This is a genomic window from Pseudomonas sp. C1C7, assembly GCF_013359595.1.
In the GTDB taxonomy this organism is placed as follows: Bacteria; Pseudomonadota; Gammaproteobacteria; order Pseudomonadales; family Pseudomonadaceae; genus Aquipseudomonas.
The window spans coordinates 12,951-32,548 of the sequence record NZ_JABFMP010000055.1 but is presented as its reverse complement, the minus strand read 5'-3'; the positions used below and the strand labels follow the sequence as shown (position 1 = coordinate 32,548).

The window sequence follows — 19,598 nt, the reverse complement described above, 5'->3', positions numbered from 1 at the left end:
GGCCCCGCCCCGCACCAACTGGTTCAGCGTACCCCCTGTAGGAGCGAGGCTTGCCCGCGAAGGGGCCCTCAAAAACACCTCAGGAAATGGCCTTGACCCCGCGCCCAAACCGCTCCCGATACACCGAGGGTGGCACCCCGACCACACTGCGAAACGCCACCCGAAAACTCTCCACCGACCGATAACCACAACGCTCGGCAATCTGCTCGGTGTTCTGGTCGGTACTTTCCAGCAACTCCCGGGCCCGCCCCAGGCGTTCATGCTGCAACCAGCTCTTGGGTGACTGGCCGCTGGCCTCGGTGAACCTGCGCAGAAACGTGCGCTCGCTCATCGCCGCTTCACTGGCCAGATCACGCACCTCCAGCGGTTCATGCAAACGCTCCCGTGCCCACTGCATCACGCGGGAAAGATCGCTGCGCGGTGTAGGACTGACCGGCTTGGGAATGAACTGCGCCTGGCCACCGGTGCGCTGCGGCGACATCACCAGGCGCCGCGCCACGGCGTTGGCCACCTGGGTACCGAAATCCCGCGCCACCAGGTGCAGGCAGGCGTCGATGCCGGCAGCGCTGCCGGCCGAGGTGATCAATTGGCCCGAATCGACATACAACACATCCGGGTCCACCTGGATGTTGGGGAAACGTTCCGCCAGTTCCGTGGTGTAGCGCCAGTGCGTGGTGGCGCCGTGCCCGTCGAGCAGGCCGGTGGCCGCCAGCACGAATACCCCCGAGCAGATCGACAGCAATCGCGCACCCTGGGCATGGGCCTGACGCAGGGCTTTGATCAGCGCCTCGGGTACCGCTGCGTTACGGTCGCGCCAGCCGGGGATGATGATGGTCCGGGCTTGTTCGAGCAGTTCCAGGCCGCCATCGGCCAACACCTGGATGCCGCCCATGGCGCGCATCGGACCCTGGTCGACGGCGACGATCTGGTGTTCGTACCAGGGAAACTCGAACTCCGGCCGCGCCAGGCCGAAGATCTCGACGGCGATGCCGAACTCGAAGGTGCAGAGGCCGTCGTAGGCCAGAATCGCGACCAATCCAGGGGCAGAGTGCATTTGGCGGAAAGTTCCCGGTGAGTGTCTTGTCCGCCACTGTAGCGGCAAGTGGCGCACGGATAAAGTCTGTTCACACCCAACGACCTTCAGGAGAAACACCCATGACCAGCCTGGTTCGCGAAATCCCTGCCGCTCCATCCGCCATCGCCCTGATGCATTTCAGCAACCGCCTGACTTTCGAAACCGATTGTTCTGACGTCCATGGCAGCCAGCAGGCGGGTGAAGTGGATTTTGTCCTGATCGACGTGCGCGGGCCTTTGGCGTTCGATCGCGGGCATGTGCCCGGCGCGATCAACATTCCACGGCGAATGCTCATCGCCGAAGCCCTGGCGGATTACCCGAAGAACAGCCTATTCGTGGTCTATTGCGCAGGTCCGCACTGTAATGGCGCGAACAAGGCCGCGGTGCGGCTGGCGGCGCTTGGGTATCCGGTCAAGGAGATGATCGGCGGCGTGACGGGGTGGCTGGATGAGGGGTTCGAGCTGAGTGTCGCGCTGCCAGCAAAAGCCGCCATTGGTTGCGAATGCTGAATTTCGGTCAACACTGTTCAACTGTGGTGAGGGGATAAAACCCCTCACCACAAAGGACTTCATCGTGGGATCAGCGAACCGCTGAGGCCGCCCACCACCCATCCAGCGCCCCCTGCAACCACTCAAAAACCGCAGCATGCGCCGCACCATCCTGCTCCCCGCGAGGCAGCGGCGACTCCTCGGCAAAATGCTCGTTCAACACGGCCACCGACTGCGCATTCCACTCCGGATGAAACTGCAACCCCACCCGCGTCGGTCCCACGCGATACATCTGCTGTTCACACTGCTTGCTGCTGGCCAGCAATTGCGCGCCCGGCGGCAGATCGATGGCGTCCTCGTGCCACTCCAGCACGTTCAGCGCCTGACCATCGCTGAACCTCACCTCGGTCCAGCCGGTTTCGGTCCGCGCCATGCGCCGCACATTGCCGCCCAGGCTCAGCGCCAGCAACTGCGCGCCCAGGCAGATGGCGAACACCGCCGCGCCTTGTTCCAGGCTGCTCGCCAGCCACTGACGCTCGGCTTGCAGCCATGCCGGCCCGCCATTGGACTCATAGGGCCCGCCCAAGACAATCGCCGGTGCTGCACTGGCCCCGGGCAACTCACCCAGGTCGGCGCGGAAAACATTCAGCGTCAGCCCGCGGGAAGCCGCCCACAGGGCAATGGCGCTGGGACCCTCGGCGGGGTGGTGCTGGATCAGGTTCAACTCGGGCATGGGGGCTACTCTTGCGTGGGCAGGCGGGCAGTCAATGTGCAGCAAAAAGCGGCCCCTCGCCAGCGCGACTCTTCAGTCGGAATATGCTCGATTGCGTGTAGGTCTTTTCTGAAAATCGGGTTCGACTGATACACGGGAATGGATATCGCGGATCCGGCCAGTTTCTGTACGTATTTGTCGCGTCAGAATAATTTACCCCGCACCAGCCGCTCTAGACTGCCGGCCTCTTCGGTCCTACCCGCCACAAGCAAACGGCCGAAAGTTGTTTATAAAGCTGCCAACAAAAAGCCTCCGTACACAGGAGTTATAAATGAAGAAGCTAGTGATGTTCGGTGCCCTGGCACTGTCGATGTTGTCCCTGACCGCCGTGGCCGACGACGCCAAGCCGATCCGCATCGGTATCGAGGCCGGTTACCCACCGTTCTCGATGAAAACCCCTGACGGCAAACTCACCGGTTTCGACGTCGATATCGGTGACGCGCTGTGCGAGCAGATGAAAGTGAAGTGCACCTGGGTCGAGCAAGAGTTTGACGGCTTGATCCCGGCCCTGAAGGTCAAGAAGATCGACGCCATCCTGTCGTCCATGACCATCACTGACGACCGCAAGAAGAACGTCGATTTCACCATCAAGTACTACCACACCCCGGCGCGTTTCGTGATGAAGGAAGGCACCGACATCAAGGATCCGCTGACCGAGCTCAAGGGCAAGAAAGTCGGTGTGCTGCGCGCCAGTACCCACGACCGCTTCGCCACCGACGTACTGGTCCCGGCCGGTATCGAGCTGGTGCGTTACGGCTCCCAGCAGGAAGCCAACCTGGACATGGTCTCCGGCCGCATCGACGCGCTGCTGGCTGACTCGGTCAACCTGGACGAAGGTTTCCTGAAGACCGACGCCGGTAAAGGCTTCGCTTTCGTAGGTCCGACCTATGAAGACCCGAAATACTTCGGCGGCGGCGCCGGCATCGCCGTGCGCAAGGGCGACAAGGAACTGGCGGACAAATTCAACACCGCCATCACCGAAATCCGCGCCAACGGCAAGTACAAGCAAGTGCAGGACAAGTACTTCAACTTTGACGTGTACGGGCATTAATACACCTTAGGTGTAGGAGCTGCCGCAGGCTGCGATCTTTTGATCTTGCTCTTCAAGGTCGAAAGATCGCAGCCTCGTTTCACTCGACAGCTCCTACAGCAAGCTCAGGAGCTCTCTCCCCATGCAACGCATCGACCATCCTCTGCCCTGGAGCCATCTGGGCACCGAGCGCACCCTCAGCGTATTTCGCTACGGCAGCGGCACTCGCAAGGTCTACATCCAGGCCAGCCTGCACGCCGATGAACTGCCCGGCATGCGTACCGCCTGGGAACTGAAAAAACGCCTGGCCGAGCTGGAAAGCCAGGGCCAGTTGCAAGGCGTGATCGAGCTGGTGCCGGTGGCCAACCCCATCGGTCTCGACCAGCATCTGCAAGGCAGCCACATGGGCCGTTTCGAGCTCGGCAGTGGCAAGAACTTCAATCGCGCATTCGTCGAGCTCAGCGCCCCGGTGGGGCAGTTGATCGGTGATCGCCTGGGCAGCGATGCCGAGGCCAACATAACGCTGATCCGCCAGACCATGGGCCAGGTGCTCGACGATCTGCCAGCTCCGGCCTCACAGCTGGAAGCCATGCATCGCCTGTTGCTGCGCCATGCCTGCGACGCCGACATCACTCTTGACCTGCATTGCGATTTCGATGCGGCGATCCACGTCTACGCCTTGCCCCAGCACTGGCCGCAATGGCAGTCCCTGGCAGCGCGCCTGAAAGCCGGCGTGGCATTGCTGTGCGAGGACTCCGGTGGCAGTTCCTTCGACGAGTCCTGCTCCTCGCCATGGCTGCGCCTGGCCCGCGCGTTCCCCAACGCTGCGATTCCACCGGCCAACCTGGCAACCACCCTGGAGCTGGGCAGCATGGGCGACACCCGCGTCGATCAGGCCCAGGCCAACTGCGAAGCGATTCTGGGTTTTCTCGCCGAACAGGGATTCATTGCGGGTGACTGGCCAGCAGCGCCGCAGGAGTGCTGCGAAGGCATGCCGTTCGAGGGCACCGAGTATCTCTTCGCACCGCACCACGGCGTGGTCAGCTTCCTGCGCCAGGCCGGTGATTGGGTGGAGAAGGGTGATGCCCTGTTCGAAGTGGTCGACCCGCTGAGCGACAAGATCACCACCGTGCGGGCGGGTACCAGCGGCGTGCTGTTTGCGATCGATCGCGGGCGCTATACCCAGCCGGGGACGTGGCAGGCGAAAGTGGCGGGGCGTCAGCCGATTCGGGCGGGCAAACTGATCAACGATTGATCCGCAGGAACGCGGAGCGTTCCTTGCGGCATTCCCACGCGAAGCGTGGGAACGATCAGACAGCAGCGCATCGGCGCTGAGAGGTGTTAGGCTCAGTCCCGAATCCTGCGCACTGTGAAGGAAGGCCCATGCTGAAGTTTCTTGCTCTGCTCACGCTGCTGGCGTCCGCCGCTGTCCACGCCCAAACCCCGCTGCAAACCGATCTGCCGCTCAAGTACCTCGAGCAGACCACCCCCGATTCCCGCGACCAGCCCCTGGTGATTTTCCTCCACGGTTACGGCAGTAACGAGCAGGATCTGTTCGGCATGAAGGATGAACTGCCCGCGTCCTACACCTATCTGTCGGTGCGGGCGCCGATGGTGCTGGAGGAGGGCAGTTATCAGTGGTTTCGCAAGAAGGGCGAGGGTGCCTACAACGGAGAGACCGATGATCTGAAGACCAGCGGCCAGTTGCTGCTGGACTTCATCGCAAAGGCCGCGCAGAAATATCACACCGACCCTGACAAGGTATATCTGGTGGGATTCAGCCAGGGCGCGATCATGTCCTACGAAGTTGCGCTGCGCCATCCCGAAGCGGTGGGTGGGATCGCCGCCTTGAGCGGACGAATTCTGCCGGTGCTCAGATCCGAATTGAGACCGGATGAAAAACGCCAGTCGCTGGCGATCTTCATCGGTCATGGCACAGCGGACAAACGTCTGCCGTTCAGCGACGGCACCGAAGCCAACAGCCTGTTGCAGAGCGTGTCACTGGAACCGGAGTTTCACGCCTATCAGGGTGTCGGTCACAACATCAGTGCCGAAGAGCTTCAGGACTTGAGCGCCTGGTTGCAACGCCTCAATCCCTGAAACCTATTTGCCGCTGACGATCTGCTTGATCAGCGTCTCGTGGGCCGCCATGTCGCCAGGGCGGGAAATGACCTGAATCACCGTCATGTGGGTGCCGGAGGCGGCCATCAGCGTGGTGTTGAGGGTCATGCCGCCGCCCTGGGTGGCGGTGCTGTCGACCTGACGCACACCCAGGCCGCTACCTTTGAGGGTCAGACTCTTTTCGCTGAGTTTGTTGTAGTCGGGCAATGCCTTGCGCTGCGCCGCATCGAAGTCGGCCACGGTGCCATCGAGAAAGGCGCCGTCGTTGTCCTTGACCGTGGTGCCTTCCGGCAGACTGTTCTGCGCGGCGATCACCACCGTCTTGGTGGTCTCGTTGGCGTACATGGTGCCGCTCGCGCCATTGTTGCTCGGCAGCGCATTGGCGACGAAGCCCTTGGGCAGGGTGAAGGTGAATTTGCCGTCGAGCATCGAGACCTTCTGCACCGGCGCCTCCTTGGCCTTGGCCGCCGCCTGCACATTCAGAGCCCCCAAAGTGGCAGTCGCCGCCAGCAGCAGGGCAACGGCTTTTTTACTCAACAGTGACATTCGGAATCTCCAGGGATGGTTGCGCGATGGGGGGCGATCATCCCATGGAGGTTTGATGTGTTCCAGCGTGGGCTTACGGATGGAGCGGTTCACTTGATCAATCGGGTATCGAGACCAAAACGCTCTTGGGAAACCAGCCTGAAGTGGCTTGCGGCCAAATCGCAGCTCACGAGCAGATTCCATGAATGGCGGGTAACCGCGGACGGGATTAACACGAAAGGATGTTCGGTCAGCAATTCATCTGCGAACTGCTGCTGATTGGGCGAGGGTAGGGACGGTACAAGCCAGTTGGGGTTGGGAACGTCCTCTGGCTGGATAACCTTGATGAGGCGGGCGTCGATGATTTCGAAACAGGTCAAAACGTAAGGCACCCGGTCCAGGCTATCGAAGCCGGTGTGCGCTGCGACCTCAAGGATGGCGGTGGATGGATCGGCCGAAGCGTAGATACCCCGGCGTCCGGGTGGGCTCCATCGACCACCGGTTTGCCGTGAGCCCAGACCGCTGTCCCAGGTTTCCTTGAAGACCTGGCGATCCAGGCGCCATGCATGCCATTTCCCGTCCCAGGGCAAAGGGGTCATTGATAGACCCCGTGCTCGATTGCGGTCAGATAATCCTCCACTGCCTGAAAACCCAGCGAATTGCCGACCAGTTCCAGCGGGACATTTCCGTCCAGGTATTTGCAAGGTTTCTTCAGCCAGTCTTCCGCCAACTGCTGGCTGCCGAAAACCTCACTGGCATGTTCCAGAGCCCGCGCGTACTGAAACGCCATGGTGCTCTGCTGCTCGTTCAGTCGAACCGGTCTGGTTCCCTTTGCCAGGCGCTGGACTGTCCTGAGGGATTTGCCCGTTATGCGTTGGACGAGGCCGTACTCCATGTACAACGTTGACGTGGAGAGCATTTCCCTGACGTCGTTGAGGTCAAAGCCTTCCTGCGTGTATCGGATGATTGTCATGCGCGTCTCACCTCTGCGGCCTCGTAACAACACCTCGGTCGGCTTTCTGGCGACGCTCTTCGTCTCGGTCACTGCGGGCATACCGATCACCTCCATGCGACATGTGACGTGATCATGACATCACCTGTCGCGCGCTTGGCAATTAGCGTTTTAGAACAGCGTACTGCGCCACAACGGTCGATCCTTGACGTATGAGGTCGAGCTTCCGGGGTGCTGGTTGGGGCCTTCTGTTGCTTGATTTGGAACGTTGACGCTACGCCTCGAGCTTCCGACGGCCAACCGGAAAATCCTGTGGGACAAATCCTCGATTTTTGGCCATTTGTCCGCCTTTGTAGGACCTCAAAAAACACAAAGCCCAGGTGACGAGAGAAACTTCCTCGTCACCTGGGCTCGTGCAATCAAACCTCCCGCCGCACCGGATAACGCTTGATCACGTCCAGAAACTCGATCCGGCGTTCGCTGGCCAGCAGCTCCGGCAGCAGCCGCTCGTATTCCTGGCAATAGGGCTTGCTGGTGCCGCTTGCGCCATTGTTGCTCGGCAGCGCATTTGCGACGAGACATTCGGAATCTCCAGGGATGGTTGCGCGATGGGGGGCGATCATCCCGTGGCGGTTTGATGTGTTCCAGCGTGGGCTAACGGATGGTCATGGATCTTCAGGTTGATGGGTATTCCTGTCTTGCATGTACAACACTGACAACCTCGATTTGATCCGTAATCTGGTAAATCACCAGATAATTGGGGTGCACGACGATCTCCCTTGTTCCAGGTACTCGGCCCGGCCGATAGAGATAGGGATGCTCAAGGAGGGCAGATGTAGCGATTTCAATGCTTTGGAACAGCTCGATTGCTGCTCTGGAATTGAGACCGCCAATGTAAGTCAGGATTTTTCGTAGTTCAGCCCGCGCCTCGGGCCTCCACTCAACCGGCATTGCGCTTGTCGCGCAGTGCCTCCAGAAGGACTCTCATTTCAGCCATCACTTGATCGTGAGGGATGCTGGGTCGCGGATCATCCAGCGAAGCCTGCACCTTGGCGCGGAACCAGCGATCGTAGCTGGCGGCCTGTTCTTCCGTTTCGAACTCGGAAACCATGGGGGAAAGCGGGGTACTCATCGTGATCTCCAGGATCAATGTGCAAGAGTCTAATGGGGATGTGGCGTGCTGTCGCCTCCGCTGGGATGAAGCAGGTCGGTCAAGCCACAAATCGAATCCTAGACATCCCGCTTCCGACGACCAACCCGAAAAAACTGTGGGAAAAATCCTCGATTTCTAGCCATTCGCCCGCCTTTGTAGGACCTCAAAAAACACAAAGCCCAAGTGACGAGAGAAACTTCCTCGTCACCTGGGCTCGTGCAATCACACTTCTCGCCGCACCGGATAGCTCTTGATCACGTCCAGAAACTCGATCCGGCGTTCGCTGGCCAGCAGCTCCGGCAGCAGCCGCTCGTATTCCTGGCGATAGGGCTTGCTCAGGTGACGGGCGATGAAATCTTCCTTGCTGCAGTTCCAGGTTTCGTACAGCACCAGCGTGTACGGATCATCCTGGAGCTGGTGCACCCAGGTGTTGACGAAGTCAGGCTCGGCCGACATCTGGTGCACGACGTCCAGCAGGCGTTCGCGGGTTTCGGCGAAGCGTTCAGGCTTGGACGGCAGATAGACGATAAACGCGATTTGTTCACTCATTTCATCACCTGGCAATGCGCGAAGCTGTGGATTACGCCTGGTTTTGCGGGAACAGGTTGCGACGGGTTTCTTCGTCGAATTCGGCTTTGAGCACCAGTTTTTCTTTCAGGCCCAGGGCACGTTGAGCGGCCGGGCGGGCGCTGATTTCGTCGAACAGGCGCTTGACGTTCGGGTAGGCCGCCAGACCGTTCTCGCCGAGGATGTACGGCGCGTAGTTGGCCCAGCCCCAGAGAGCCATGTCGGCAATGCTGTAGCTATCGCCGGCCAGGTATTGATGCTCGGAAAGACGCTGGTCGAGCACGCGATAGTGGCGTTCGACTTCCTTGAAATAGCGGTTTTTAGCGTAGGGCAAATCTTCCGGCGCGTGATGCAGGAAGTGCACGGCCTGGCCGGAGAAGGGCGACAGGCCGGTGGCGATGAACATCAGCCACGACAGCAGTTCGGCGTTGCCGGCGGCGCTGGTCGGCAGGAAGCGCTGATGCTTTTGCGCCAGGTGCAGCAGGATCGCCTGGGAGTCGAACACCGTGGCGTCGCCGTCGACCAGCGCCGGCACCTTGGCGTTCGGGTTGATGGCCAGGAAGGCCGGCAGGTGCTGCTCGCCCTTGAAGGTGTCGACGCCGATCAGCTCGTAGGGCGTTTGCAGTTCTTCGAGCAGCAGGGCGACTTTCATCGGGTTAGGCGAAGGGTGGAAAAAGAATTTCATGGTGTGGGCCTCAGTCAGTAGTGGGGTAGGAACTGAGGCTGATGTTGAGGGAAACCTGTTCGATTGACGTACGGAGTTGTTGGGCTACTCGTGCGAAATGATCGAATGAGTCATTGAGCCTTGGCCATCGACGGTGCAGGGCGGGCCAGGAGGCGTTTGGTCACGCCGAGCATCGCCACGGACACCGCTACGCCAAGCACAAAAGCGCTCATGCCCATGCTCGGCAGCGCCAATGCCAGCACCAGGCAGAACGCCGAGAACGAGTACATGCCGGTGGCGGTTGCACGTAGCAGGGCGGCGGTAAACGCAGGTCCTCGAGTCTGCTGGGAGAACACCGCCATCACGCTGCCCAGCACCGGGAACACGGCGAGCAGTCCGCTCCAGCGATCGCCGACGGTGCTGGCGAGCAAGGTTACGGCCAGGGTCAGCAGGGCACCGGCGACCATGCGCAGCAGCAATTTGTCGGACTTGGGCGTCGGGCCGGACGAAATCGGTTGAACCGAGGGGAACAGATAGGGCGAGGCCAGCAGGGCGGTGGCGGCGGCGATTACCGAGACCGTCAGCGACGGCGGGATCAGCGACAGCACCACGGCGACCAGCGCCCACACCGACAGCGAAACCGTCAGCGCCAGCGGCCATCCGGTGCGTTGCGCGACCTGGGCGTAGGTCACGCAGAAGGAAATCATCGCGAACATCGCCGACAGCGCCGCCAGTGCCGATTGCGCCGCGAACATTTCGCCCTGTTCGATGGCGAGGAAAAACAGAATCGGCCCGACCACCACCGGCAACCCCGACAACCAGCCCGCCACGCTCGGCCCCCAGCGCTTGCCCGCCAGGGAAATCAGCAGCAGGAAACCCGGAATCACCAGCAGTTTGAGCATCAGCACGCGTATGTCTCCATTTGTGTCAGAGCTCAACGTTAACATTGCGAGCGATCAATTGCTCCAAAGGTTTCATTGTTTTGTATACAAAAATCTCTCTGCAGGAGCGAAGCTTGCTCGCGAAGACGTCAGCCCTCTGAGTCATTGGCTGCCTGACACACCGCTTTCGCCGGCAAGCCGTGCTCCTGCAGGTGTGTGAGTCAATAGCCGATACATAGGGTGTTACACCCGCTCCGAACCGTCTAATCTGGCCACCTCCCCACCTGTTGATGGACCACCGCGTGAAATTCAGTTTGCCCAAAGTCGGTACCGCACCGTTCTGCCCGCCGGAAGTCGCGGGCAGTGTTGCCGTCGATCCCCGTGCGTCATTTTTCAAACGTGTCCTGCGCTTCGCCGGGCCCGGCTTGCTGGTGTCCATCGGCTACATGGACCCGGGCAACTGGGCGACGGCCATCGAGGCCGGGTCGCGGTTTGGCTACAGCCTGCTGTTCGTGGTGCTGCTGGCGAGCCTGGCGGGGATGGTGGTGCAGTGCTTGTGTTCGCGGCTGGGCATCGCCACCGGGCGCGATCTGGCGCAACTGTGCCGCGAGCGCTACAGCACACGCACGGCGCGCACCCAGTGGGCGCTGGCGGAGATATCGATCATCGCCACCGACCTCGCCGAAGTGCTCGGCTGCGCCCTGGCGTTCCATCTGCTGCTGGGTTGCTCGCTGACCTTCGGCATCGCCCTGACCGCGTTCGACACCTTGCTGGTATTGGCCCTGCAAAACCGCGGCTTCCGCCGTCTGGAAGCAATCATGCTGGTGCTGGTCGCCACCATCGGCGCGTGTTTCTTCGTCGAACTGCTGCTGATCAAACCGTTCTGGCCGGATGTCGCCCAGGGCTTCACCCCGTCACTGTCGGCCATCGCCGATGCCGCGCCGCTGTACCTGGCCATCGGCATTCTCGGCGCCACGGTGATGCCGCATAACCTCTACCTGCACACCTCGATCGTCCAGACCCGCCTGATCGGCAAGGACCAGGCCAGCAAACAGGACGCGGTGAAGCTGGCGCGCATCGACACCATCGGCTCCCTGGCCCTGGCGCTGCTGGTCAATGCGGCGATCCTGATCCTCGCGGCCGCCGCGTTTCACAAGACCGGGCACACCGACGTGGTCGACATCCAGGACGCCTATCACTTGCTCGATCCGTTGGTGGGCGGGGCGCTGGCCAGCATTCTGTTTGGCGTTGCGCTGCTGGCCTCGGGACAGAGTTCGACCTTCACCGGCACCATCGCCGGCCAGGTGATCATGGAGGGCTTCCTGAATCTTCGATTGCCCTGCTGGCAACGGCGCCTGATCACCCGCGGACTGGCGCTGATCCCGGCGTTCATCGGTGTCTGGCTGATGGGGGATGATGCGGTGGGCAAGTTGCTGGTGTTGAGTCAGGTGGTGCTGAGTCTGCAACTGCCGTTCGCGCTGTATCCGCTGATTCGCATGACTAACGATCAAAAGCTCATGGGCGTGTTTGTGAACCGCCTGCCGACGCGGCTGCTGGCGTGGGGGGTGTTCGTGGTGATCAGCGGGGCCAATGCCTGGTTGATCCTGCAGTTCCTGGGTTGAACCGCTGACCCCCTGCGGCAGCTCCTACAGGGAGACAAAAAAGAACCCGGTGTCACCAAAGGTGCACCGGGTGTTTTTCCAGCCTGCGACGGCTCTTCGTGGGTCCCCGCGCAGTCTGTTGAACGCTTTACGCTCGCTCGATCGCCAAAGCCACGCCCTGACCACCACCGATGCACAGTGTGGCCAGGCCTTTCTTGGCGTCACGCTTGATCATTTCATGCAGCAGCGTCACCAGCACGCGGCAGCCCGAGGCACCGATGGGGTGGCCGAGGGCGATGGCGCCGCCGTTGACGTTGACCTTGTCCAGATCCCATTCCAGGTCCTTGGCCACGGCCAGCGATTGTGCGGCGAAGGCTTCATTGGCCTCAATCAGCTCAAGCTGGTCGATCGACCAGCCGGCCTTGTCCAGGCAACGGCGCGTGGCCGATACCGGGCCGATGCCCATGATCGCCGGGTCCACGCCGGCATTGGCGTAGCCAGCAATTTTTGCCAGGACTGGCAGACCAAGGGCCTTGGCCTTGTCCGCGCTCATCAGGATCACGGCGGCGGCACCGTCGTTGAGCGACGAGGCGTTGCCGGCGGTCACCGAGCCGTCCTTCTTGAAGGCCGGCTTGAGCTTGCCCAGGGATTCGGCGGTGGTGCCGGCCCGTGGTTGCTCGTCGGTGGCGAAGGACAGCGGATCGCCCTTGCGCTGCGGAATCAGGATCGGCGTGATCTCATCGGCAAAACGCCCTGCTTCGATGGCGGCCGTGGCTTTTTGCTGCGAAGCGGCGGCGAAGGCATCCTGCTGTTCGCGGGTGATGCCGTATTTATCCACCAGGTTTTCGGCGGTGATGCCCATGTGGTAATCGTTGAACGCATCCCACAGGCCATCGCTGATCATGGTGTCGACGATCTGCGAGTGGCCCATGCGCAGGCCGGTGCGGGCGCCGGGAATCACGTAGTTGGCCAGGCTCATGCTTTCCTGGCCGCCGGCGATGATCACGTCGGCGTCGCCGCAACGGATGGCCTGGGTGGCCAGGTGCAGGGCCTTGAGACCCGAGCCGCAGACCTTGTTCAGGGTCATGGCCGGCACGGCGACCGGCAGCCCGGCCTTGATCGAGGCCTGGCGCGCAGGGTTCTGCCCGGCGCCGGCGGTCAACACCTGGCCCATGATCACTTCATCGACTTCGGCCGGGTTCAGGCCGGTTTGCGCCAGCAACTGACGGATCACCGCAGCGCCAAGGTCCACCGCGGACACATTGGCCAGGGAACCCTGGAAGCTGCCGATCGCGGTACGCGTGGCGGCAACAATCACGACTTCTTGCATGGAATCATTCCTCACTGGGCGGCGAACTGCATTTCCGGAACGTGGTCCGGCACGATCAGTTTACCGGCGGTTTTGGCGACGATCTCCTCGACGCTGACACCCGGTGCACGCTCCTTGAGAATGAACGCGCCGTTTTCGATTTCCAGGTACGCCAGGTCCGTCAGCACGCGCTTGATGCAGCCGGCGCCGGTCAGCGGCAGGCTGCACTGAGACAGCAGCTTGGACTCACCGTCCTTGGACGCGTGGGTCATGATCACGATGATGTTTTCCGCGCCGGCCACCAGGTCCATCGCGCCGCCCATGCCCTTGACCAGCTTGCCGGGGATCATCCACGAAGCGATGTTGCCTTGCACATCCACTTCAAAGGCGCCCAGCACGGTCAGGTCGACATGGCCGCCGCGAATCATCGCGAAGGATTCGGCCGAGGAGAAGATCGACGCGCCGATGCGCGCGGTCACGGTTTGCTTGCCGGCGTTGATCATGTCGGCATCGATGGTGTCTTCGGTCGGGAACGGACCCATGCCCAGCAGGCCGTTTTCCGATTGCAGCATGACTTCCATGCCTTCGGGGATGTAGTTGGCGACCAGGGTCGGAATGCCGATGCCCAGGTTCACGTAGAAGCCGTCCTGCAGTTCGCGGGCGACGCGCTGAGCCATTTGTTCGCGGGAAAGTGCCATTGTTGTTATTCCTTCATTCGGTCCGGGGGCAGGGGATCACTTGCGTACGGTGCGCTGTTCGATGCGCTTCTCGAAGGTGCCGCAGATGATCCGGTCGACGTAGATGCCAGGGGTGTGGATCTGCGTCGGGTCCAGCTCGCCGGGTTCGACGATTTCTTCGACTTCGACCACGGTGATCTTGCCGGCGGTGGCGGCCAGCGGGTTGAAGTTCTGGGCGGTGTGGCGGTAGACCACGTTACCGAAATGGTCGGCTTTCCAGCCTTTGACGATGGCGAAGTCACCGGTGATGGACTCTTCCATCAGGTACTTGCGGCCATTGAATTCACGCACTTCCTTGCCTTCGGCAACCGGGGTGCCGACGCCGGTGGCGGTGAAGAAGGCCGGGATGCCGGCGCCGCCCGCGCGCATTTTTTCGGCGAGGGTGCCTTGCGGGGTCAGGATGACTTCGATTTCGCCCTTGAGCAGTTGGTCTTCGAACAGCTTGTTCTCGCCGACGTAGGAGGCCACCACTTTGCTGATCTGGCGGTCGGTCAGCAGGACGCCGAGGCCGAAACCGTCGACGCCGCAGTTGTTGGAGACCACGGTGAGGTCGCGAGTGCCCTTGCGCTTGATCTCGGCGATCAGGTTTTCCGGGATGCCGCACAGACCGAAGCCACCGGCGATCACGGTCATGCCGTCTTCAAGACCTGCCAGCGCTTCCTCGTAGGAACTCACGCGCTTGTCGAAACCTGCCATATGCACCTCTTTTATTCTTTGTGGGCGGCTGGCTAGCCGTATGGGGTTGAGTGTCTCGCTGTAAGATTAATTTGTTAAGTTGATTTTTAAGGATGATTAATAGATAAAACTCAATAAACCGCTGCCTTAAACTTGCAGCTTAAAGCTAGCAGCTTACAACTTGAGCGAAGCGAGATGACCGTCAAGCAGATCCGCGCCTTCCTCGCCGTGGCCCAGAGCCTGAGTTTCGCCGTGGCGTGCGAGCGCCTGCACCTGTCGCAATCGGCCCTGAGCCTGACCATCAAGGCGCTGGAGGAGGGCCTGGGCGGGCGCTTGTTCACCCGCAACACGCGCAACGTGACACTGACCGCCGAGGGCGAGGCCCTGGTGCCGCTGGCGCGCCGCCTGATTGCCGACTGGGACAATGCCGAGGACGAATTGCGCCAGCGTTTCACCCTGCAGCGCGGCCGCGTGACCCTGGCGGCGATGCCGTCGTTCGCCGGCAACCTGCTGCCGCCGATGCTCAAGACCTTCCGCGCGCGTTATCCGAACGTCAACGTCACGGTCAACGACGTGATCAACGAGCAGGTGCTGGAAATGGTCCGCGATCGCCAGGTGGAATTGGGCGTGGCGTTCGAGCCGACCATGAGTTCTTCGCTGCAATTCACCCCTCTTTATATCGACCGGTTCGTGGCGGTGGTGCCCCATGACTCGCCGTTGACCGATCTGCAGGACATCGACTGGCAGACCTTGCTCAAGGAACCGTTCATCACCCTGCAACGACCGTCGACGGTGCGGGTGATGCTCGAGGAGCACTTGCAGGCCCGGGGCATGAAGTTGCCGGTGGAGTTCGAAAGCCATCAACTGGCGACGGTCGGGCGCATGGTCGCCAGCGGGCTGGGTGTGAGCGCCGTACCGGCCTTGTGCGCGGGGCAGATGCGCGAACTGGGTGCGCGCTGCATAACTCTGCGCGACCCGGTGGTGGAGAGGGCGCTTGGTGTGCTGACCTTGCCGGGGGGCGAACTGTCGGCGGCGGCGCAGGCGTTGTTTGATGTACTTAAAGAAGAGAACTTCGGCCAACAACTTTCATGACCTGATCACCATTACCCGCTCCCACAGGGGATTCGGTTCCGTCAGTTGTTGAGGCGTTGTGCCAACAATGGCAAAAGCTGCTCGCACGAGCCTTCGATTTTCAGATTCATCATCTCATCCGCCCGGGTCTTGCCGAGGTTGATCGCCAGCAACGGCTTGCCCTGGTCCACCACCGCCCGGCACAGGCGAAATGCCGAATAGGCCATCAGTGACGAACCCACCACCAGCAGCCCGGCGGACTTTTCCACCGCAGCCATCGCCTTGGTCGCCGTTTCCTGGGCCACGTTCTCACCGAAGAACACCACATCCGGTTTCATCCGTTCCCCCTTGCACTGCGGGCACTGCGGGACCTGAAAGCGTGCTTCGAAAGCGGCATCGAGCAGCGTATCGCCGTCCGGCGCCTGCACCGCGTCGATGCCGGCCAGGTACGGGTTCTGCGCCTCCATCAATTGCTGGATCGAATCGCGCTCGCTGCGTTGGCCGCAGTCCAGGCACAGCACCCGGTGCAGGCTGCCGTGGAGTTCGATCACATCGTGGCTGCCGGCCTGGTCGTGCAGGGTGTCGACGTTCTGGGTGATCAGGGCGCTGATCCGGCGGGTGCTCTGCAGGCGGGCGAGGGTGTCGTGGGCCACGTTCGGCCGGGCCTGACGCACCCGCGGCCAGCCGAGCATCGCCCGGGCCCAGTAGCGACGGCGGGATTCGGGGGCGCAGAGGAATTCCTGATACATCATCGGCTGCCGGCCACGCCGCACGCCCTGGTTGTCGCGATAATCCGGAATGCCCGACGGCGTGCTGATCCCGGCCCCGGTCAGGACCACGAACGGCTCATCGGTCATGAGTTGCTGGAGGCGGTCGAGCTGGTCGTGGATGTGGTGGTCGAGCATGTTCAGCACTCCTTGAGTACACGCAGATTAGCATCGCCACGCCACACCCTTGCAGGAGCTGTCGAGTGCAACGAGGCTGCGATCTTTTGATTTTCAAAGAACAAGATCAAAAGATCGCAGCCTTCGGCAGCTCCTGCAGGGGGAGCGGTAATCGTCAGGGTTATTTGCGGGCCTCCAGGATCAGGTTGAACGGCGTCTGCGTCGCCCGGCGGAAACTGGAGAACCCGGCCTCGGTGAACACCTGGCGCAACCGCGCCTCACCCGCCTGCGCACCCAGCCCGAGCCCGACCTCCTGGGACAACGAGTTCGGCGTGCAGATAAAGGTCGACGCCGCATAAAACAACCGCCCCACCGGATTGATGTTGTCATCCAGGGCATCGTTGGCGAACGGCTCCACCAGCAACACCGTGCCGTCGGGCTTGAGCGACTCATAGGCATGTTTCGCCGCGCCCACCGGATCGCCCATGTCGTGCAGGCAATCGAAATAGCAGATCAGGTCGTAGTCCTCACCGGGATAGTCCTTCGCCGTGCCGCGGAAAAAACTTGCCCGGTCGCAGACGCCGCCTTCTTCCGCGCGCTGGGTGGAGACGGAAACGGAGGGCGCGTGGTAGTCGAAACCGACGAACGTTGACCTGGGAAACGCCTGGGCCATGATCACCGTCGAGGCGCCGTGCCCGCAGCCGATGTCCGCCACTTTCGCCCCGGCCTCAAGCTTGGCCACCACGCCGTCGAGGGCCGGCAGCCATTCGCTGATCAGGTGCGCCTTGTAGCCGGGGCGGAAGAAGCGTTCGGTGCCGCTGAACATGCACGGATGGTGATCGCCCCAGGGTAGGCCGCCGTCGCCGCGCATGGCCTTGACCAGTTTGTCCTTGTCATGGAAAAACGACGCCACCACGCCAATGCCCCCGGCGATGTACACCGGCGAATCCTCGATGGCCAGCGCCAGGGCCTGTTCTTCGGGCAGGCGGAACTGGCCGTCGCTGTGCTCCATGTAACCGGAGGCGGCATGGGCGCTGAGCCATTCGCGCACCAGCCTTGGGTTGCAGCCGGTCTTGCCGGCGAGCGCTTCGGGGCTGATCAGCTGGCTGTCGGCCATGGCCCGGTACAGACCGAGCTCTTCGCCGAGGATGACATTGGCCAGCATCGCCGCGCCGCCCATGTCATTGACCAGTTTGCCCATGAAATCATTGAGTCTGGCCTCGTCCATCACGTGTGCTCCTATTGCAGGATCACGGTCCAGCGGCGGTGTTCGTCGTGGGCGGTGGTCGTGGGAATGAACAGGACGGGAAGCGTGTCCTGGGTGAATTAAGTCTAGTTGTGGGGCCGTGTGCGCGGGCCTCAGGCGACGAAAGTCCCCTGTGGGAGCGAGCAAGTCGAATCGTCGCACCGCCGCTCCCACAGGGATTGCGTGTATCACAAAGTATCTATGTGGCCCCCGGATACAGTCCCCCGCAATTCCCCACCACCCCCGAACACAGAGCAGATACAAACCTGCGCTGAACTGTGCAGGCTGTTTGACCCTTCCCGGGCTGCCCCAGCCGGCGGCCGTTCGCTCCTGATTTCCAAGGGGACCACAATGACAACGCCTGTTCCTGACACCACCCTCAACGCCACGCCGGTCGTTCGCCTGCGGGTCGACCAATACACCCACGGCATCATCGGCCCAAGCCAGCCGATGCTCGGCCCTTTGGCCGATGGCGGCACCCTGATCACCGGCACGCCGCCGGGCTGCTGGGGGCCGATGATCACCCCGGCGTTCGAGGGCGGCCATGAAGTGACGCAACCGGTGGCCATTGCCGGCGCTGAAGTCGGCGATGCCGTGGCGATCAAGATCAAAAGCATGCGCGTCACCTCCCTGGCCACGTCGTCCGGGGTCATGTCCTTCGTCGAAGGGCGATACAACGGCGATCCGTTCGTTGCCAAGTTCTGCGCCAAGTGCGGCACCGAACACCCGGCCAGCCACGTCGAAGGCATCGGCGAGGACTCGATTCGCTGCAATCACTGCGATGCCGAAGTCAGCGCGTTCCGCTTCAGCCATGGTTATGTGATCGTCTTCGATGCGCAGAACCAGGTCAGCCTGACAGTCAACCAGGACATCGCCAACCAGCTGGCCGGCAAGGCTTCCGAAATGTCGGCACTGCCGGAATTCGCCGCCCAGCACTCGATTCTGTCCCTGGCCCGCGCCGACATCCCGGGTGTCGCCGCGCACATGCGGCCGTTCCTTGGCAACATCGGCACCATGCCGTCGCGAGACTTGCCCGATTCGCACAACTGCGCCGACTTCGGCCAGTACCTGATCAACGCTGCGCACCGTTTCGGCATGACCCGCGAAGAGCTGCACGCGGCCAAGACCGACGGCCACATGGACACCAACTCGATCCGCGAGGGTTGCGTGCTGATCTGCCCGGTGAAAGTGCCGGGGGCCGGGGTCTACATGGGCGACATGCACGCCCAGCAGGGCAACGGCGAAATCGCCGGGCACGCCACCGATTGCTCCGGGGAAACCGAAGTGTCAGTGGAAGTGGTGAAAAACCTGACCCTGGAAGGCCCGATCCTCCTGCAAAACCTCGACGACCTGCCGCCCATGGCGCGGCCGATGAATGCCGAGCAGCGGGCCAACGTTCGCGCACTGGCCGAGCGCTGGGGCCAGCAGGAAATCGAGCAGAGCGGCCCGATCACCTTCATCGGCAGCGGTGAAAACCTCAACCTGGCGGTGGAGAACGGCCTGCAGCGCGCCGCCAATGTCACCGGTCTGCCGTATGACGAGGTGCTCAACCGCGCGACCATTACCGGCTCCATCGACATCAGCCGCCTGCCGGGCACCGTGCGCGTGACCTTCCTGTGCCCGATGAACGTGCTCGACCGCATGGGCATCGGCCATCTGGTGCGCGAAAAGTACGACCTGGCGTAACGAGGAGGACTTTGTGGCGAGGGGGCAAGCCCCCTCGCCACAGGTGTGTTTTTGGCTTTGCCGGGTGACCGACGGGTTTGTACCGCAGTGTGTACAGACCCGCCGGCGATACGAGTCCCGCGATTTTCCGGCAGCCCGCCACACAGCCTCGATACATCAGC

General features: G+C 62.0%; 23 protein-coding genes. 7 read left to right on the top strand and 16 right to left on the bottom strand.

The window, feature by feature from the left end:
• Positions 1-79: 79 nt before the first annotated feature.
• Positions 80-1,054 carry a transcriptional regulator FtrA gene (gene ftrA / locus HNO86_RS28320; RefSeq protein ID WP_175380234.1) on the bottom strand — a complete coding sequence of 325 codons (975 nt, stop codon included), beginning with the start codon at positions 1,052-1,054 and terminating at the stop codon, positions 80-82.
• Positions 1,055-1,155: 101 nt separating this feature from the next.
• Here ftrA and HNO86_RS28315 point away from each other — a divergent pair, with 101 nt between their 5' ends.
• On the top strand, positions 1,156-1,584 hold the full coding sequence (locus HNO86_RS28315; RefSeq protein WP_175380233.1) for a rhodanese-like domain-containing protein: 429 nt from the start codon (positions 1,156-1,158) through the stop codon (positions 1,582-1,584).
• A 70-nt stretch (positions 1,585-1,654) separates the two neighbouring features.
• Here the strand turns inward: HNO86_RS28315 and HNO86_RS28310 are convergent, their stop codons facing one another.
• On the bottom strand, positions 1,655-2,296 hold the full coding sequence (locus HNO86_RS28310; RefSeq protein ID WP_175380232.1) for a type 1 glutamine amidotransferase: 642 nt from the start codon (positions 2,294-2,296) through the stop codon (positions 1,655-1,657).
• A 310-nt stretch (positions 2,297-2,606) separates the two neighbouring features.
• On the opposite strand from HNO86_RS28310, the gene HNO86_RS28305 reads away from it, so the two are divergent.
• The 3 genes from HNO86_RS28305 (at position 2,607) to HNO86_RS28295 (ending at position 5,465) form a co-directional block, all read left to right on the top strand.
• Positions 2,607-3,386 carry an ABC transporter substrate-binding protein gene (locus HNO86_RS28305; RefSeq protein ID WP_110967502.1) on the top strand — a complete coding sequence of 260 codons (780 nt, stop codon included), beginning with the start codon at positions 2,607-2,609 and terminating at the stop codon, positions 3,384-3,386.
• A gap of 121 nt (positions 3,387-3,507) precedes the next feature.
• Positions 3,508-4,620, top strand: a complete 1,113-nt coding sequence (locus HNO86_RS28300; RefSeq protein ID WP_175380231.1) for a M14 family metallopeptidase — start codon at positions 3,508-3,510, stop codon at positions 4,618-4,620.
• A gap of 128 nt (positions 4,621-4,748) precedes the next feature.
• Positions 4,749-5,465, top strand: a complete 717-nt coding sequence (locus HNO86_RS28295) for an alpha/beta hydrolase (protein WP_175380230.1) — start codon at positions 4,749-4,751, stop codon at positions 5,463-5,465.
• A gap of 3 nt (positions 5,466-5,468) precedes the next feature.
• Here the strand turns inward: HNO86_RS28295 and HNO86_RS28290 are convergent, their stop codons facing one another.
• The 9 genes from HNO86_RS28290 to HNO86_RS28250 all read right to left on the bottom strand — a co-directional run bounded on the left by HNO86_RS28290 (position 5,469) and on the right by HNO86_RS28250 (position 10,255).
• Positions 5,469-6,032 carry a hypothetical protein gene (locus tag HNO86_RS28290; RefSeq protein ID WP_175380229.1) on the bottom strand — a complete coding sequence of 188 codons (564 nt, stop codon included), beginning with the start codon at positions 6,030-6,032 and terminating at the stop codon, positions 5,469-5,471.
• Positions 6,033-6,121: 89 nt separating this feature from the next.
• Positions 6,122-6,610 carry an RES family NAD+ phosphorylase gene (locus tag HNO86_RS28285; protein WP_175380228.1) on the bottom strand — a complete coding sequence of 163 codons (489 nt, stop codon included), beginning with the start codon at positions 6,608-6,610 and terminating at the stop codon, positions 6,122-6,124.
• The gene (locus HNO86_RS28280) at positions 6,607-7,065 is read right to left on the bottom strand and encodes an antitoxin Xre/MbcA/ParS toxin-binding domain-containing protein (protein ID WP_175380227.1); all 459 of its coding nucleotides are present in this window, start codon (positions 7,063-7,065) and stop codon (positions 6,607-6,609) included. The genes HNO86_RS28285 and HNO86_RS28280 overlap by 4 nt, the downstream gene beginning before the upstream one ends.
• Before the next feature lie 317 nt (positions 7,066-7,382).
• Positions 7,383-7,586 (bottom strand): hypothetical protein, encoded by a 204-nt coding sequence (locus HNO86_RS30395; RefSeq protein ID WP_256672819.1) that lies wholly within the window; start codon positions 7,584-7,586, stop codon positions 7,383-7,385.
• A 52-nt stretch (positions 7,587-7,638) separates the two neighbouring features.
• Positions 7,639-7,914 (bottom strand): type II toxin-antitoxin system RelE/ParE family toxin, encoded by a 276-nt coding sequence (locus HNO86_RS28270; RefSeq protein ID WP_175380226.1) that lies wholly within the window; start codon positions 7,912-7,914, stop codon positions 7,639-7,641.
• The gene (locus tag HNO86_RS28265; protein ID WP_175380225.1) at positions 7,904-8,095 is read right to left on the bottom strand and encodes an antitoxin; all 192 of its coding nucleotides are present in this window, start codon (positions 8,093-8,095) and stop codon (positions 7,904-7,906) included. The genes HNO86_RS28270 and HNO86_RS28265 overlap by 11 nt, the downstream gene beginning before the upstream one ends.
• A gap of 243 nt (positions 8,096-8,338) precedes the next feature.
• On the bottom strand, positions 8,339-8,665 hold the full coding sequence (locus tag HNO86_RS28260; RefSeq protein WP_175380224.1) for a putative quinol monooxygenase: 327 nt from the start codon (positions 8,663-8,665) through the stop codon (positions 8,339-8,341).
• Positions 8,666-8,696: 31 nt separating this feature from the next.
• Positions 8,697-9,368, bottom strand: a complete 672-nt coding sequence (locus HNO86_RS28255; RefSeq protein WP_175380223.1) for a glutathione S-transferase family protein — start codon at positions 9,366-9,368, stop codon at positions 8,697-8,699.
• A gap of 110 nt (positions 9,369-9,478) precedes the next feature.
• Positions 9,479-10,255, bottom strand: a complete 777-nt coding sequence (locus tag HNO86_RS28250; protein WP_175380222.1) for a hypothetical protein — start codon at positions 10,253-10,255, stop codon at positions 9,479-9,481.
• 275 nt (positions 10,256-10,530) lie between these two features.
• Between HNO86_RS28250 and HNO86_RS28245 the strand changes: the two genes are divergently transcribed.
• A complete protein-coding gene (locus tag HNO86_RS28245) occupies positions 10,531-11,850 on the top strand; it encodes an Nramp family divalent metal transporter (RefSeq protein WP_175380221.1) in 1,320 nt (439 codons plus the stop codon).
• Positions 11,851-11,977: 127 nt separating this feature from the next.
• Here the strand turns inward: HNO86_RS28245 and HNO86_RS28240 are convergent, their stop codons facing one another.
• Genes HNO86_RS28240 through HNO86_RS28230 form a run of 3 tightly spaced genes read right to left on the bottom strand, consistent with a single transcriptional unit; the run spans position 11,978 to position 14,571 of the window.
• A complete protein-coding gene (locus HNO86_RS28240) occupies positions 11,978-13,159 on the bottom strand; it encodes an acetyl-CoA C-acetyltransferase (protein ID WP_175380220.1) in 1,182 nt (393 codons plus the stop codon).
• An 11-nt stretch (positions 13,160-13,170) separates the two neighbouring features.
• Positions 13,171-13,836, bottom strand: a complete 666-nt coding sequence (locus HNO86_RS28235) for a CoA transferase subunit B (protein WP_175380219.1) — start codon at positions 13,834-13,836, stop codon at positions 13,171-13,173.
• 36 nt (positions 13,837-13,872) lie between these two features.
• A complete protein-coding gene (locus HNO86_RS28230) occupies positions 13,873-14,571 on the bottom strand; it encodes a CoA transferase subunit A (protein ID WP_175380218.1) in 699 nt (232 codons plus the stop codon).
• 174 nt (positions 14,572-14,745) lie between these two features.
• On the opposite strand from HNO86_RS28230, the gene HNO86_RS28225 reads away from it, so the two are divergent.
• Positions 14,746-15,642, top strand: coding sequence for a LysR family transcriptional regulator (locus HNO86_RS28225; protein ID WP_175380217.1), 897 nt, complete (start codon positions 14,746-14,748; stop codon positions 15,640-15,642).
• A 41-nt stretch (positions 15,643-15,683) separates the two neighbouring features.
• On the opposite strand, the gene HNO86_RS28220 is transcribed toward HNO86_RS28225, so the two are convergent.
• The gene (locus tag HNO86_RS28220) at positions 15,684-16,526 is read right to left on the bottom strand and encodes an NAD-dependent protein deacetylase (RefSeq protein WP_175380216.1); all 843 of its coding nucleotides are present in this window, start codon (positions 16,524-16,526) and stop codon (positions 15,684-15,686) included.
• Positions 16,527-16,686: 160 nt separating this feature from the next.
• Positions 16,687-17,733, bottom strand: a complete 1,047-nt coding sequence (locus HNO86_RS28215) for a class I SAM-dependent methyltransferase (RefSeq protein WP_175380215.1) — start codon at positions 17,731-17,733, stop codon at positions 16,687-16,689.
• Between the two features lie 369 nt (positions 17,734-18,102).
• Between HNO86_RS28215 and HNO86_RS28210 the strand changes: the two genes are divergently transcribed.
• Positions 18,103-19,437, top strand: a complete 1,335-nt coding sequence (locus tag HNO86_RS28210) for an acetamidase/formamidase family protein (protein ID WP_175380214.1) — start codon at positions 18,103-18,105, stop codon at positions 19,435-19,437.
• Positions 19,438-19,598 lie beyond the last annotated feature (161 nt).